Annotated in this window: 10 protein-coding genes; 2 read left to right on the forward strand and 8 right to left on the reverse strand. The window is 62.8% G+C overall.

Translation table 11 applies throughout. The features are described 5' to 3' along the window. Positions 1 to 9: 9 nt before the first annotated feature. The 6 genes from K3J57_RS15895 to bioB are packed head-to-tail and all read right to left on the reverse strand — an operon-like array spanning position 10 to position 5,590. The gene (locus K3J57_RS15895; protein ID WP_259795094.1) at positions 10 to 786 is read right to left on the reverse strand and encodes a methyltransferase domain-containing protein; all 777 of its coding nucleotides are present in this window, start codon (positions 784 to 786) and stop codon (positions 10 to 12) included. Then, entirely contained in the window at positions 783 to 1,448 is a 666-nt protein-coding gene (locus K3J57_RS15900) for a pimeloyl-ACP methyl esterase BioG family protein (RefSeq protein WP_259795096.1), read from the reverse strand. The genes K3J57_RS15895 and K3J57_RS15900 overlap by 4 nt, the downstream gene beginning before the upstream one ends. After that, positions 1,445 to 2,743: an adenosylmethionine--8-amino-7-oxononanoate transaminase gene (bioA, locus tag K3J57_RS15905; protein ID WP_259797889.1), complete on the reverse strand. Its 1,299-nt coding sequence runs from the start codon at positions 2,741 to 2,743 to the stop codon at positions 1,445 to 1,447. The genes K3J57_RS15900 and bioA overlap by 4 nt, the downstream gene beginning before the upstream one ends. Then, positions 2,740 to 3,360 (reverse strand): dethiobiotin synthase, encoded by a 621-nt coding sequence (gene bioD, locus K3J57_RS15910; RefSeq protein WP_259787204.1) that lies wholly within the window; start codon positions 3,358 to 3,360, stop codon positions 2,740 to 2,742. The genes bioA and bioD overlap by 4 nt, the downstream gene beginning before the upstream one ends. Further along, positions 3,357 to 4,538: an 8-amino-7-oxononanoate synthase gene (locus tag K3J57_RS15915; RefSeq protein ID WP_259797891.1), complete on the reverse strand. Its 1,182-nt coding sequence runs from the start codon at positions 4,536 to 4,538 to the stop codon at positions 3,357 to 3,359. Before K3J57_RS15915 ends, bioD begins: the two co-directional genes overlap by 4 nt. Beyond that, positions 4,535 to 5,590 carry a biotin synthase BioB gene (gene bioB / locus K3J57_RS15920; RefSeq protein ID WP_259797893.1) on the reverse strand — a complete coding sequence of 352 codons (1,056 nt, stop codon included), beginning with the start codon at positions 5,588 to 5,590 and terminating at the stop codon, positions 4,535 to 4,537. Before bioB ends, K3J57_RS15915 begins: the two co-directional genes overlap by 4 nt. Before the next feature lie 175 nt (positions 5,591 to 5,765). On the opposite strand from bioB, the gene K3J57_RS15925 reads away from it, so the two are divergent. Continuing rightward, positions 5,766 to 7,769 carry a hydantoinase/oxoprolinase N-terminal domain-containing protein gene (locus K3J57_RS15925; RefSeq protein WP_259797894.1) on the forward strand — a complete coding sequence of 668 codons (2,004 nt, stop codon included), beginning with the start codon at positions 5,766 to 5,768 and terminating at the stop codon, positions 7,767 to 7,769. A 115-nt stretch (positions 7,770 to 7,884) separates the two neighbouring features. On the opposite strand, the gene putA is transcribed toward K3J57_RS15925, so the two are convergent. Then, a complete protein-coding gene (gene putA / locus K3J57_RS15930; RefSeq protein WP_259797895.1) occupies positions 7,885 to 11,358 on the reverse strand; it encodes a bifunctional proline dehydrogenase/L-glutamate gamma-semialdehyde dehydrogenase PutA in 3,474 nt (1,157 codons plus the stop codon). A gap of 156 nt (positions 11,359 to 11,514) precedes the next feature. Here putA and K3J57_RS15935 point away from each other — a divergent pair, with 156 nt between their 5' ends. Beyond that, positions 11,515 to 11,976, forward strand: coding sequence for an Lrp/AsnC family transcriptional regulator (locus tag K3J57_RS15935; RefSeq protein ID WP_055191012.1), 462 nt, complete (start codon positions 11,515 to 11,517; stop codon positions 11,974 to 11,976). A 101-nt stretch (positions 11,977 to 12,077) separates the two neighbouring features. On the opposite strand, the gene K3J57_RS15940 is transcribed toward K3J57_RS15935, so the two are convergent. Further along, positions 12,078 to 14,867, reverse strand: a complete 2,790-nt coding sequence (locus K3J57_RS15940) for a bifunctional aconitate hydratase 2/2-methylisocitrate dehydratase (RefSeq protein ID WP_259797896.1) — start codon at positions 14,865 to 14,867, stop codon at positions 12,078 to 12,080. Positions 14,868 to 15,034 lie beyond the last annotated feature (167 nt).

A 15,034-nucleotide genomic window follows, 5' to 3' on the forward strand; every position in this document is an offset into this window, starting at 1 on the left:
CGCCCCTCTTCACACCGCCGGTTTCTGCGCAATCAGCCAGACCGGGTGATAGGTCAGCGAGACCTGCCCATCCTGCTCGAACCGGGCCCGATACCCGTCACAGAAGTCGCGCAGACGCGCCCGGGTCCAGACCGCGCGGGCCGCCCCGTTCACACCGGTTGCCCGCAAATGACGCAACACCTCCTGCGCAGAGGTGAACCAAAGCCTGTGACAGCGCCCGCGTGCTTCATGGATCCTGAACCCTTCTAGGGGGCTGGCAAGTGTTTCGGGGTGGCACAGGCCCGGTGCGCCCGCCGCCGACCCCAATGCGGACAGTTCGCGATATTGCTGTGGTCCGAACCCGGACAGCGCCAGCCAGCCACCGGGGGCAAGCTGGTCCGCCGCCCGCGCCACCAGTGCCGCCGGATCCCGCATCCATTGCAGGGTCGAGGCCGAGGCGATCAGGGTGGGCCTGTCCGGCCAGGGGGTGCGACGGATGTCTCCGGGGTGGAACGCGGCCCCATGGGCGCGCGCCACCTTGGCCGCCTCAGGCACCAGATCGTTCAGGGTCAGCTCTCCAAAGGTGAACCGCGCGCGGAGCGCCCCGGTCAAATGCCCGGTGCCGCAGCCAAACTCGAACCCGCTGGCAAAATGGGACGGTGCGCCATGGTGCTGCAACCGGCGGGCCAGAAGCTTTGCAATGGCGGCCTGCAGGCGGGCATTGGCGTGATAGGTCTGGAAATTGCGGGCAAAGCTGCGCCCGACGCGGGCGGAGGGGGGCACCGAAGGGGAGGGGAGCGCATTCATGACAGCCAGCCCTGCCAGGTTTGGCCGGGGGCAAACGGCATATGTGGGGCGTTGATCTCTCGGATCTGATCTGTCTGCGCAGCCCAGGCCTGGCGTTGGGCGGCGCTGGGGATGATCCGGTCCTGGGCCGAGATCCAGATCCTGTCGAAATGCCGTGGTCTGGCATTGCCCCGTGCAAGGATTGCGCGCAGCTCGTCCCGCCGGGGGGCGATGTCGATTTGTGGCGGGGCGGTCATCCCGGCGCGGCGGCAAAACCGGGCAAAGCTTGCCTCGGTCAACCCGTCGGCAGTGGCGCGGACCACCTCTGGCCGGATGCCCTTTTGCGGATCGGCGGGGCAGGGGGTGCCGTTCACGGCAACAAGGTGATCCGGGGAAAAGCCGGTCTGATCAAGCCAGTGCAATGCCGAAGCGACCCCGAAGGAATAGGCCAGAACAGTGACGGTTTCATAGGCCGTGCGGTCGGGCGGGGGCAGGTCAAGACAGCGGTAATCATCGACAAACAGCAGATCCTGATCCCCTGTTTGATCCCCGGCTTGATCTCTGGCTTGATCTCTGGCCTGCCCCCCGGTGAGTGGCGCAAATGGCTCGGGTCCAAGCGCCCATCCCCCAAAAAGGATAATCAGCGCGGGGGCGCCGGTTCGGGTCAGCCAGCGGGCGTTCATCCGTGCCCCCTTGCAAGCTCGACCATGGCGGCGGTCACACGCGACAGGTCGTCGGGGGGGATGATGAAGGGCGGCATGGTATAGATGTTATGGGCAAAGGGCCGCAGCCAGACCCCGGTGCGGGGGGCGGCCGCATGGGCCACGCGCGGGTCAACCGGAGTGTGCATTTCGATCACTCCAATTGCCCCCAGAACCCGCACGTCCCGCACGCCGGGCAGGCTGCGGGCAGGGGCGAGTTCCGCCTTCATCTGTGTCTCTATTGCGGCGGTTTGTGCCTTCCACGCACCGGTTTCGATCAGCGACAGGCTAGCCACCCCGGCCGCACAGGCAAGGGGGTTGCCCATATAGGTCGGCCCATGCATGAACACGCCCGCCTCTGATCGGCCGATGCCATAGGCGATGTCCTGTGTGGTCACGGTGGCGGCAAAAGAGATATGCCCGCCGGTCAGGGCCTTTCCGAGGCACAGGATGTCCGGCGTCGTGTCGGCCATCTCGGCGGCAAACAGCGCGCCGGTGCGGCCAAAGCCGGTGGCAATCTCATCAAAAATCAGCAGCACGTCATGGGCAGCACAGAGGGCTTTTGCCTCTTTCAGGTAGTGCGGGTGGTAAAAATACATTCCGCCAGCGCCCTGCACCACCGGTTCGACAATCAGGGCTGCGATGCGGTCGCCCTTGTCGATCAGCAGTTTTGACAGGGCCGCGAGGCCGTTTGTCACCGGGTCGTCGCTCCAGTCCTGATCAATGGTCACGGCGGGGCGGGGCAGGAAATGCTGGATCTGCAGCGCGCCGTGAAAGAGGCCATGCATCCCGTTCACCGGATCGCAGACGCTCATCGCCTTCCAGGTATCCCCATGATAGCCGCCGCGGATGGTCGCAAATTCCACCTTGTCCCTGTGGCCGGTGGCGATCTGGTATTGCACCGCCATTTTCATGGCCACTTCCACCGCCACGGACCCGCTGTCGCAATAGAAGATCCGGTCCAGCCCGTCCGGGAGAAGCCCCACCAGCTTGCGGCCCAGCTCAATCGCCGGGTCATGGGTGAGGCCGCCGAACATCACATGTGGCAGCGTGTCGATCTGCGCTTTCATCGCCGCGGTGATCTGCTTGTGGCGGTGGCCGTGAATGGTGCACCACCACGAGGACATGGCGTCGATCATCTGCCCGCCATCGTCCCGGGTCAGCCAGATGCCTTCTGCCCCGGTGATCAGATGCATCGGGCCGGGATCGGCCACGTTGGTATAGGGGTGCCACAGATGGGTGGCGTCAAAGGCGCGGGGCGAAAGTGTGTCTTTCATAGCGCGCTCCGGATGGTGGGCATGTCGATCGCGGCAAAGCCCCTGTGCAATGTGTCGGGTGTGATCTCGTCCAGGGGGGCGAGGCGGCCAAGATGGGTGACGGAATTCATCTCGGAAATGGTCTGTTCGACCTCGGGTTCTGGCGGGCCGTTGAAAATCACGCCAACCACGTGGCACCCCGCCCCGCGCAGGGCGCGCAGCGACAGGGTGGTATGGTTGATCGTGCCCAGCTGGGTGCGTGCGACCAGCACAATCGGCGCCTGCCAGCGGGCAAACAGGTCGAGGTAGAAATGCCGGCGTGTCAGCGGCACCATCACGCCGCCCGCGCCCTCCACCACCAAAGGCCCGTCGATCTCGGGCAGGGCCAGCTCTGCAAGGTCGATCTCGACCCCGGCCGCTTCGGCGGACAGGTGCGGCGAGGCCGGAAGGGGCAGGCGATAGGTTTCGGGCAGCGGGGTGACGCCGGTCAGACGGGCCACCAGCGCGCTGTCGGTTTCGTCCTCCAACCCGGATTGCACCGGCTTCCAATAAGCCGCGCCAAGGGCTGCGGTCAGCCCGGCTGCGACGATGGATTTCCCGACCCCGGTATCGGTTCCGGTCACGACAAGCGGTTTCATGCGAGGGGCTCCATTGAGGGGTGAGGATGTGCCTTGGGGCAGGTGGCGGCGATGGCCTCCATCAACTGCGTGATCTGCGGACGGGTCACATTCCCGGTGATTGAGACACGCAGCCGTGCGGTGCCCCGCGCAACGGTGGGCGGACGGATGGCACGAATGTCGAACCCCAGATTTTGCAGATCCTGCGCCGCCTGCATTGCCGCCTGATCGGTCCCCAGCACCACCGGGATGATCTGGCTTGAGAGGTCAGGCAGGGCCAGCACTCGTGCGGCTTCGTCATGGGCATGGCGGATCCGGGCCTGTGTGGCCAATACGCGGGTGGGGTGTTCGGCCAGTCCGGCCAGCACCGCCCGCACAAGGGCCGCATCAAAAGGCGAAGGGGCCGTGGCAAAGATGAAGGGCCGCGCGCGGTTGACCAGCGTGTCGATCATGACGCGCGCGCCACAGATCAGCCCGCCGGAAACCCCCAGCCCCTTGCCACAGGTATGCAGCGTGAGCAGGTGATCGCCAAGATGCCCCGCCGCCCCATGGGCAAGCCCTTCACCGCGCGCCCCGAACACACCGGTGGCATGGGCCTCATCCACCACGAGAACCGCGTTTTCCTCAGCGGCGAACCGGGCCAGCTCCTTCAGCGGGGCCACGTCGCCTTCCATCGAATAGACCGATTCCACCGCAATCCAGACCTGAGCGCGCTCCCGCTTCGCCCCGCCCTCTGCGCGCCATCGGGCCAGTGTGCTGCGGGCTGAAGACAGGTCATTATGGGCAAATGCGCGCGCCGCCGCCCGGCCCAGCCGCATCCCTTCATGGGCCGACGCGTGGACCAGCGCGTCATGCAAGATCAGGTCGCCGTGCGCGGGAAGGGTGGAGAAAATCGCCTGATTGGCCTGAAACCCCCCGCCCATGAAAAGCGCGGCCTCGGCGCCGAAAAACAGCGCGGCCTCCTCCTCAAGCGCCTGATGCTCTGCGTGGTTGCCCCGCAAAAGCCGGGATCCGCCCGACCCCAGGGGCACATTGCGCGACAATGCGTCCCGCGCCGCCGCCTGCAAAAGCTCTGACCCGGCCAGACCAAGATAGTCATTCGAGGCAAAATCCAGCCCCGCGCGCGGGATGAGCTCCCGCCTGCGATGGCGCGTGGACAGGGCGTCAAGTGCGCCGGACAGGCGGGCGGTGACGCTCATTCAGCGGCCTCAACCGGGGCGGTGCTGGCCCCAAAAGGGCGCAGGTTGGGGATCGGGGGCTGCTGCTGTGCGGCTTTCTTCTTTTCGCAATCCATATGGTCGGCCGCGACCATCGGTTTAAGGCCGAGCCGGGCAAACAGCGCCATGTCCTTGTCGTCTTCGGGGTTGTCCGCGGTCAGCAGCGTGTCGCCACAGAAGATCGAGTTGGCCCCGGCGAAGAAACACATTGCCTGCATCTCATCCGTCATGTCGCTGCGGCCTGCGGACAGGCGCACATGTGAGAGCGGCATCATGATGCGGGCGGTGGCGATGACGCGGACAAAAGCGATCGGATCAATCGGTTTCAGGTCTGCCAGCGGGGTGTTTTCCTGCGGCATCAGCATGTTGATCGGCACGCTGTCGGGGGCCTCTTCGAGGTTGGCCAGGGTCACCAGCATATCAACCCGGTCCTGTCCTTCCTCGCCCATGCCAAGGATGCCACCAGAGCAGACCTTGATCCCCGCTTCGCGCACCCGATTGAGCGTGTCGATCCGGTCCGCATAGGTGCGGGTGGTGATCACCTCGGGGTAAAACCGTTCCGAGGTGTCGACATTGTGGTTGTAGTAATCCAGGCCTGCATTTTTCAGGCGAATGACCTGCGTATCGTCGAGCATCCCCAGCGTCATGCAGCTTTCCATGCCAATGGCCTTGACGCCTTCGACCATGGCGATGAGCTGGTCCATGTCGCGTTCTTTGGGTTCGCGCCAGGCCGCCCCCATGCAATAGCGCGTGGCCCCGGCCTCTTTGGCCTTGCGGGCTTCGGACAGGACGCGCTCGACCTCGATCAGTTTGGAGGCGGTGAGTTTTGAGCCATTCCGGGCCGATTGTGAGCAATAGGAGCAGTCTTCGGCGCAGCCGCCGGTCTTGATCGACAGCAGGCGCGACATCTGCACCTTGTTGGGGTCGAAATTGGCCCGATGCACGGTCTGGGCCTGAAACAGCAGGTCCATCAGCGGTTGGTCATGCAGGGCGAGCGCCTCTTCCCGGGTCCAGATTTTCTTGCCGTTTTCCATTTTATAGATAAAACCCCGTTAGGTGACATTTGATCGGGGATATTATCTATAGTTTTTGAAAAGGCAAGCGGTGCTTTGTGTCGGGACATGTGAAAAACGACTCCTGCGGTCGGAAATCGCCTGACAGGGGGCAGGGTGGGACGCTATGTGAGAAGGGCGAAACAGGAGAAGATACATGGCATTGGCATTGGGCGTGGATACGGGCGGCACCTATACGGATGCGGTTCTGATCGAAGATGAAAAAACGGTGATTGCCGCCGCCAAATCCCTGACCACGCGCCATGATCTGGCTGAGGGAATCGGTCTGGCGGCACAGGCGGTGTTTGCGGAGGCGGGGGTGTCGCCCAAAGATGTGACACTCGCGTCGCTTTCGACCACGCTGGCCACCAATGCCCTGATCGAAGGGCAGGGCGAGCGGGTGGGGCTTGTCCTGATCGGCTTTGACGAAAAGGACATGGCGCGCAACGGGCTTTCCGAGGCGATTGGGGACGATCCTTTTGCGCTGGTCGCGGGCGGCCATGACTATGCCGGCAATGAGGCGGCCCCGTTGGATGAGGCGGCGCTGGTGGAATGGCTGGAGGCGCATGGTGATGAGGTGTCCGCCTTTGCGATCGGCGCGCAATTTGCCACCCGCAATACCGGGCATGAGCGGCGGGTGGCGGAGATCATTCAAGACCGTCTGGGCAAACCGGTCAGCTGCTCGCACCACCTGTCGGCCAAGCTGGGCGGTCCGAAACGCGCCCTGACCGCCGTGTTGAATGCGCGGCTGATCGGCATGATCAACCGGCTGATCACGCGGGCGCAGGCCCGGCTGGCGGAACTGGGTGTGGATGCGCCGTTGATGGTTGTGCGCGGGGATGGCGCGCTGATTTCGGCGGAGTTTGCGCTGGAGCGCCCGATTGAAACCATCCTCTCCGGTCCGGCGGCGAGTATTGTGGGGGCGCGTTGGATGACGGGTGTGGCCGAGGCGCTGGTCAGCGATATTGGCGGCACCACCACCGATGTGGCGCTGCTGCGCGATGGGCGCCCGGCGATTGACCCCGATGGCGCCCGCGTTGGCCCCTATCGCACCATGGTCGAAGCGGTTGCGATGCGCACCACCGGCCTCGGCGGAGACAGTGAGGCGCATCTGGTGAAAACCGGCCTTGAAGGCCAGATCACCCTTGGCCCGCGCCGTGTCCTGCCGGTATCCTTGATTGCCACAGAAGCCCCTGATTTGGTGCATAAGGTATTGGATACACAGCTGAAAAGCACCTATCTGGGGGAGCATTTTGCCCGTTTCGTGCGCCCTGTGAAAGGGGCGCTGCGCACCGGGTTGAGCGCGCGGGAAACAGGGCTGCTGGACCGGATCGGGGAGGAGATTCATGCGCTGGGGGATGTGCTCTCCTCCCGGTTGGAATATATGGCGCTGCGCCGCCTGATCGAGCGTGGGCTGGTGCAGATTTCAGGCATTACCCCTTCGGATGCGAGCCATGTTCTGGGGCTGAATGCGGCCTGGGACCGGGCGGCGGCGGAAAAGGCGCTGGTGCTGTTTGGCCGCCAGCGCACCGGGGCGGGTAAGGTGCTGACGCAATCCGCCGAAGAGGTGGCGCGGATGATCATTGATCAGCTGACACACCAGACCGGGATCGCGCTGCTGGAAAGCGCCTTTGCGCAGGAAGAGGGTGGGTTTGACCTGTCGCCAGAGGAGCTGGCCCGCCATGTGCTGACTCAGCGTGGGCTGGGCGCGCATCGTGGGCTTGTGCGCATCGACACCGGTCTGAACCTTCCGGTGGTGGGGCTGGGGGCGTCGGCGCCGACCTATTACCCCGCCGTTGGCGCGCGGCTGGGCTGTGAGATGAAACTGCCGCGCCACGCCCATGTGGCCAATGCCATTGGCGCGGTGGTGGGGCGGATCACCATTCGCCATAGCGCGAGTGTGACAAGCCCCTCCGAAGGCAAGTTCCGGGCGCATCTGGAACAGGGCCCCGAGGATTTCCCTTCGGCTGATGCGGCCATGGCCCGGGTGGAAGAGCTGTTGTTGGTGCAAGCGCAGGCTGAGGCGGAAGCGGCGGGGGCGGAGGGGATCCACACCCGGGCAGATCGCAATATCCGCACCGCCACAATTGATGGGCGCGAAGTGTTCTTGGATGCGGATGTGAGTGCCGAGGCTTCGGGGCGCCCCCGGATTGCGGTGTGAGGGGAGGGGCGCTGCCCCTCGACCCTGCGGGTCTCACCCCGAGGTATTTTCAGCAAGAAAAAGAGGGCCGGGAGCCGCATATGGCGGGCTCCCGGTTTTTCATGTGGTGGGCGGTTTAGCTCGCTTGCGCGAGCAGGGAGGCATTGCCGCCGGCTGCGGTGGTGTCGACACAGATGTGGCGCTCCATCAGGCAGCGCGGGCCGAAATCCTCGTCCGTGATCAGTGCCACCAGCGCACCGCTGCGGGCGGCGAGCGCCTTGCGCATGTCGCGCAGGGGGGTGTCTTCTGCCCAGGATACCACGCCGTCGATGCCGGTCAGCGCGGTGAGGTTGGCCGGATCCAGTGTTCCGTCCACTGCGTGCTCACCCGAAGCGCCGGGGGCAATGATCACACTGGTGCAGCCATGGGCTCGGGCAATTTCGGCCTGTTCTTTTGCGGCGGCCAATGTGGGGCCGGTGCAGAGGAACAGCCCGCGACCATAGACGGACAGCATGTTGCTTTCGCCGGTTGGGCCGGGCAGGGCGTCGCAGGTCAGGGCCCGTCGGGCGGGGCGGGGGGCTGCGTCAATTGCGGCCTGCAGGCGGGCCAGATCCACGGTTGATCCTGCCTCGGCGGCGAGGGTGCGGCTGTCGGGTTGGGTGAAGCGGGGCACGTAGTTCGGGCCGCCCGCCTTTGGGCCGGTGCCGGAAAGGCCCTCGCCCCCGAAGGGTTGTGATCCGACGATGGCGCCGATCTGGTTGCGGTTGATATACATATTGCCGACATTCAGCTGCGAGGTCACCTGTTCGACCCGATCGTCGATGCGGGTGTGCATCCCGAAGGTCAGCCCGAACCCGGTGGCGTTGATGGCGGCCACCACGTCGTCGAGCTCATCGGATTTGAAGGTGGCCACATGCATGACCGGACCGAACACTTCTTTTTCCAGATCGGCAATGCCGGAGACCGACAGAACGGTGGGGGCGATGAAGGTGCCGTCTTGCGGGGTGTCGAGTTCTTTCAGCAGGCGTCCGTCACGTCGCGCGGCTTCGATATAGTCCTGGATCTCGCGCCGGGCCCCTTCATTGATGACCGGGCCGGTATCGGTGGACAGGTTCCAGGGGTTGCCGACCACCAGTTCGTCCATTGCGCCATACAGCATTTTAAGGAACGGGGCGGCCACATCTTCCTGCACGTAAAGCATGCGCAGGGCCGAGCAGCGCTGGCCGGCGGATTGGAAACTTGAGGCCACGATATCCTTGATTGCCTGTTCGGGCAGGGCGGTGCTGTCAACGATCATGGCGTTCAGCCCGCCGGTTTCGGCGATCAGCGGGGCGCCGGGGGCGACGCCTTCGGCCATGGCGCGGTTGATGGTCTGGGCGGTGGCGGTGGAGCCGGTGAAGCAGACACCTTTGATGCGCGGATCCGAGGTGATGCGCGCGCCGACAACCGATCCGCGACCGGGCAGGAGTTGCAGGGCTGAGACCGGCACGCCGGCCTCATGCATCAGTTGCACGGCGCGGGTGGCGATGATGGCGGTGGGTTCAGCCGGTTTCGCCAGCACGCCATTGCCTGCTGCCAGGGCTGCGGCAATCTGGCCCGAGAAGATCGCCAGCGGGAAGTTCCAGGGGGAAATGCAGGCCATGACACCGCGGGCGGGCAGTTTCTGTTCCAGGCCCCGCGCTGCGTAATAGCGCAGGAAATCGACCGCCTCGCGCAGCTCGGCAATGGCATCCATCGGCGTTTTCCCGGCTTCGCGGGTGAGGATGGCAAAGATTTCGCCGAAATGTTCTTCGTAAAGGTCGGCGGCGCGGTTCAGCACCTCGGCGCGGGTGGTGGCATCCGCATCCCAGGGGGCGGCGGCGTTCAGCGCGGTTTCCACATCTTTGGCGGAGACCTGAGTGACCTCGCCCAGCACGTCTGAAGGATTGGCGGGATTGATCACCTTATGCGCGCTGTCTCCTTCCACATCGCCTGCGATCAGCGGGCCCACGGCCCAGGTTTTGGTTTTGAACGGGGTGCGGGCGGCCACAATATCGGTCAGGTCGTCTTCATCATGCAGATCCCAGCCTTTCGAGTTGACCCGTTCCGAACCGAACAGGTTTGCAGGCGTTTTGACCGCGGCGTTTTGCCCCCCGGCGCCATAGGCCTCAAACGGGTCGGCGGCGACGGTTTCGGCGGGCACGTCTTCGTCGACGATCTGGTTCACGAAAGAGGAGTTGGCGCCGTTTTCAAGCAGGCGGCGCACCAGATAGGCCAACAGGTCGCGATGGGCGCCAACCGGGGCATAGATGCGGCAGCGGGTGCCGTTTTGTTTCAGCACAATGTCGTGCAGGCTTTCGCCCATCCCGTGCAGGCGCTGGAATTCAAACGACCTGTTGTCGCCGGCCATCTGCAGGATCGCGGCCACGGTGTGGGCGTTGTGGGTGGCAAATTGCGGGTAGATCCGGTTGGTCATGCCCAGCAGCTTGCGCGCGTTGCAGATATAAGAGATGTCGGTGGCAACCTTGCGGGTATAGACCGGGAAGCCCTTCAGCCCTTCGACCTGTGCGCGTTTTACCTCGGTGTCCCAATAGGCCCCTTTCACCAGGCGCACCATGATCTTGCGATCCAGATCTTCGGCCAGTGTATAAAGCCAGTCGATCACCTGGGCTGCGCGTTTGCCATAGGCCTGCACCACCACGCCAAACCCGTCCCAACCGGCCAGCGACGGGTCGCGCAGCACGGTTTCGATCACATCCATCGACAGTTCCAGCCGGTCGGCCTCTTCCGCGTCGATATTGAAGCCCATCCCGGCGGCCTTGGCCTGTTGGGCCAGTTTCAGTGTCACCGGCACCAGTTCGCTCATCACCCGGTCGCGCTGCCCCACTTCGTAACGCGGGTGCAGGGCGGACAGTTTGATCGAGATGCCCGGATTTTCACGAATGTCACCTGAGCGGCATTCCGCGGCCAGATTGGCAATCGCATCGGAATAAGCGGTAAGGAAGTCCTTGGCGTCTTCGGCGGTCAGCGCTGCTTCGCCCAGCATGTCATAGGAATAGGTATAGCCTTCCTTTTCCTTCTTCTTGCCCCGCTTCACGGCTTCCTTGATGGTTTCCCCCAGCACGAACTGCGCGCCCATCTCTTTCATCGCGCGGCCAACAGCCGCCCGGATCACCGGTTCACCCAGACGTTTCACGGCGCCCTTGAGCGTGGCAATCACCCCTTCGCCTTCTTTCAGAACCTTGCCGGTCAGCATCAAGGCCCAGGTCGAGGCATTGACCAGAGAGGAGGAGGATTGGCCAAGGTGCTGGCCCCAGGACGAGGGGGCGATCTTGTCTTCGATCAGCGCGTCGATCGTGTCTGCATCGGGCACGCGCAGCAGCGCCTCGGCCAGGCACATCAGGGCGACGCCTTCGCTGGTCGACAGGCCATATTCGGCCAGGAACACTTCCATCAGCCCCGGATCGCTGTGGCCGCGAATGTCCTCGACCAGCCGGGTGGCGGCATTGCGGGCCATGGCGCGCTCGGCGGCGCTGAACGGGTGGGCGGCGGTCAGATCGGCCAGCACGGCACGCTCGTCGCGCAGGTGATTTGCGCGCAGGGTGGAGCGGATATGGGTCAGCTTGGTCATTGCGGTCCTCGTGAGAGTGGGCCGTGTCAAAGGTCGGCGGGGTTTCAAGGTTGGATAAGTGTAGCGTAGAACAGAAAGGCAGAATGCCTAAAGTGATTGAGTTTGTGGCCGTAAAGACCTATTTTGCTGTTTAGAATGGGTCAAAGGATTTGAAGAATGGCTGAAAATGGGAATCTCGACCGATATGACCGGGAAATATTGAAGATTCTGTCAGGGGAGGGGCGCCTGCCGGTGACCGAGCTTGCAAACCGGGTGGGCCTGTCCAAGACACCGTGCCAGCTGCGCATGAAGCGCCTGATGGCGGAGGGGTATATCCACGGCTTCAAGGCGATGCTGGATCCAGAGAAGCTTGGGCTGGATCAGGTCGTGTTTGTCGAAGTGGAGTTGACGGATACAACCGAAGCGGCGCTGAGCGCGTTCAATGCGGCGGTGCAGGCGGCGCCTGAAATCGAACAGTGCCACATGATTGCCGGGGCGTTTGATTATCTGCTGAAGCTGCGCACGCGCGACATGCAATCCTATCGCACCATTCTGGGAGAGGTGATTTCCGGCCTGCCTTTTGTGGCCAGCACCTCAACCCATGTGTCGATGCAGTCGGTCAAGGACGAAGCCTTCTGACCCAAATGGGGTATTTGAAATGAAACAGGTGAAATGAAACAGGGGGACGCATGCGCCCCCCTGCCGTGTTCTGTTGTCCCGTCGGGAAAAGAAGCGGGATCTTAGAAATGGACCGATTTCGCGGTGCCGGGCACTTCTTGCGGCGGGGCGAATTTGGTCAGGTCGATACCGTCCACGGCGTCCTTGTATTCCTCAAGGGTCGGGGTGCGGCCGAGAATGGCGGACAGGACCACAACCGGGGTCGAGGCGAGCAGGCTTTCGCCCTTCTTCTCGGGCAGGTCGGCCACGACGCGGCCCTGGAACAGGCGGGTTGAGGTGGCCAGCACCGTATCGCCTTTTTCGGCCTTTTCCTGATTGCCCATGCAGAGGCTGCAGCCCGGACGTTCGAGATAGAGAATGTTCTCATACTCGGTCCGTGCCTGGGTTTTCGGGAACAGGTCGTCAAACTCGAAGCCCGAATATTTCTGCAAGATCTCCCAGTCGCCTTCTTCCTTCAGCTCATCAATGATGTTGTAGGTCGGGGCCGCCACCACAAGCGGGGCCTTGAAGGTGACAGAGCCATGGATCTTTTCGAGGTTCTTCAGCATCTGTGCCACGATCTTGATGTCGCCCTTGTGCACCATGCACGAGCCGACAAAGCCCAGATCCACGGTCTTTTCTGCGTTGTAATAGCTGATCGGGCGGATCGTGTCGTGGGTGTAGCGCTTGGACACATCGTCGTTGTTCACATCCGGGTCGGCGATCATCGGTTCAACGATCTGGTCCAGATCCACCACAACTTCGGCAAAGTAATTCGCGTTTGCGTCCGGGGTCAGGGCAGGATTTTCGCCCGACTTAATCTCGGCAATGCGCTTGTCCGCTTTGTCGATCAGGCCCTGCAGGGTCTTGCCCGCATTGTCCATGCCCTTGTCGATCATGATCTGGATGCGCGACTTGGCCAGTTCCAGCGAACCGATCAGTGTCTCGTCATTCGAGATACAGATCGAGGCTTTCGCCTTCATCTCGGCGGTCCAGTCGGTGAAGGTGAAGGCCTGGTCAGCCAGCAATGTGCCGATATGCACCTCGATGATGCGGCCCTGGAACACGTTGTCGCCATGTTGCTGCAGCATCTGCGCCTGAGTGGCGTGCACCACGTCGCGGAAATCCATGTGATCGGCCATCTGACCTTTGAAGGTCACTTTAACCGATTCCGGGATCGGCATGGCGGCTTCACCGGTTGCCAGCGCCAGCGCCACGGTGCCGCTATCTGCGCCGAAGGCCACGCCTTTCGACATACGGGTGTGGCTGTCGCCGCCGATGATCACGTCCCAGTCATCCACGGTGATGTCATTGAGCACCTTGTGGATCACGTCGGTCATGGAATGATAGACGCCTTTCGGATCACGCGCAGTGATCAGGCCGAAATCATTCATGAACTGCATCAGTTTCGGAATGTTGGCCTGGGCCTTCTTGTCCCACACAGACGCGGTGTGACAGCCCGATTGATAGCCTACGTCAACCGACGGGGAAATCACGGTGGCGGCCATCGCCTCCAGTTCCTGCGCGGTCATCGGGCCGGTGGTGTCCTGCGATCCCACCACGTTCACCGTGACGCGCACGTCGGATCCAGCGTGCAGCACTTTGCCCGGCGCCACGCCGCGGGCGTTGCGGTTGAAGATCTTCTCAACGGCGGTCAGGCCCTGACCTTCAACGGAAAACTCTCGCGAGGGTGCATAAGCCGATTTCAGCTCCTGCCCCAGGGTTTCGGCCGCGAATGTCTGCAGTTTCTTGCCGAAGACCACGGCGTAAGAGCCACCGGCGCGCATAAATTCGACCTTTTGCGCGGTGAAGGAGGACGAGACATCGACCAGCTCGTTGCCATCCGCATCATAGAGTTTCTTGGTCTTGGTGTTGATGGTCAGCACCTTGCCGGTTTCCACCGAATAGGCCTGTTCCAGCACCGGGTCGCCGTTTTCGTCCAGAACCGCATTGCCATCAGCGTCGGTCTTCTTGACCCAGTTCTGCAGGTCAATGCCGATGCCACCGGTCACGCCAACAGTGGTCAGGAAAATCGGCGAGATGCCGTTGGTGCCAGCCACAACCGGGGCGATGTTGATGAAGGGCACATAGGGGCTGGCCTGTTTGCCCATCCACAGCGCCACGTTGTTGATCCCGGACATACGCGAGGAACCCACGCCCATGGTGCCTTTTTCGGAAATCATCATCACGCGTGCATCGGGATGCGCCTTTTGCAGGGCGCGGATCTCGGCCTGCGCTTCCGGGGTGATGAAACACTGGCCGTGCAATTCGCGGTCAGCGCGCGAATGCGCCTCGGCGCCCGGCGACATCAGGTCGGTCGAAATATCCCCTTCGGCGGCGATATAGGTGACCACTTTAATCTCTTCTTCCACCTCGGGCAGCTTGGTGAAGAACTCAGCCTTGGCATAGCTTTCCAGCAGCTCTTTGGCGACGGCATTGCCGGCCTTGTAGGCGTCTTCAAGACGGTCAGTATCTGCTTCGTAAAGGAAGACCTGCGTCTTCAGCACTTCGGCGGCCGGTGCTGCCACGGCAGCGTCATCGCCCAGAGCCAGATCCAGAAGCACCTTGACCGACGGGCCGCCTTTCATGTGCGACAGCAGTTCAAAGGCGAAATCCGGGGTGATTTCGGCCACGCTGGCCGTGCCCAGAATGATCTCTTTCAGAAAGGCCGCTTTCACACCAGCGGCAGAGGTGGTGCCGGGCAGGGTGTTGTAAATGAAGAACTTGAGGCTGTCTTCGCGGTGTTCGTTGCCGGTGTCCTTGATCTGTTCGATCAGCTCGGCAACCAGGTCACCACCGTCAATCGGCTTGGGGTTCAGGCCTTGGGCCTTACGGGTTTCGATCTCGGTCAGATAGTCGGTATACAAGCTCATGACGATCCCTACGCGTTAGAGTTTGGTTTCAGCTTTCGACGCCGGGGCAGAGCAGAATCTGGCGGGCCGGGGGAAGCTAGCTATGGGTGATATATTTCAGCATACATTTGTATGCAACCCCTTTTGCCCTGAAAATTAAGGGCAATCCCAAAGATTTTCCCCGGTAA

This window comes from Aliiroseovarius crassostreae (assembly GCF_025137635.1).
Lineage (GTDB): Bacteria > Pseudomonadota > Alphaproteobacteria > Rhodobacterales > Rhodobacteraceae > Aliiroseovarius > Aliiroseovarius crassostreae.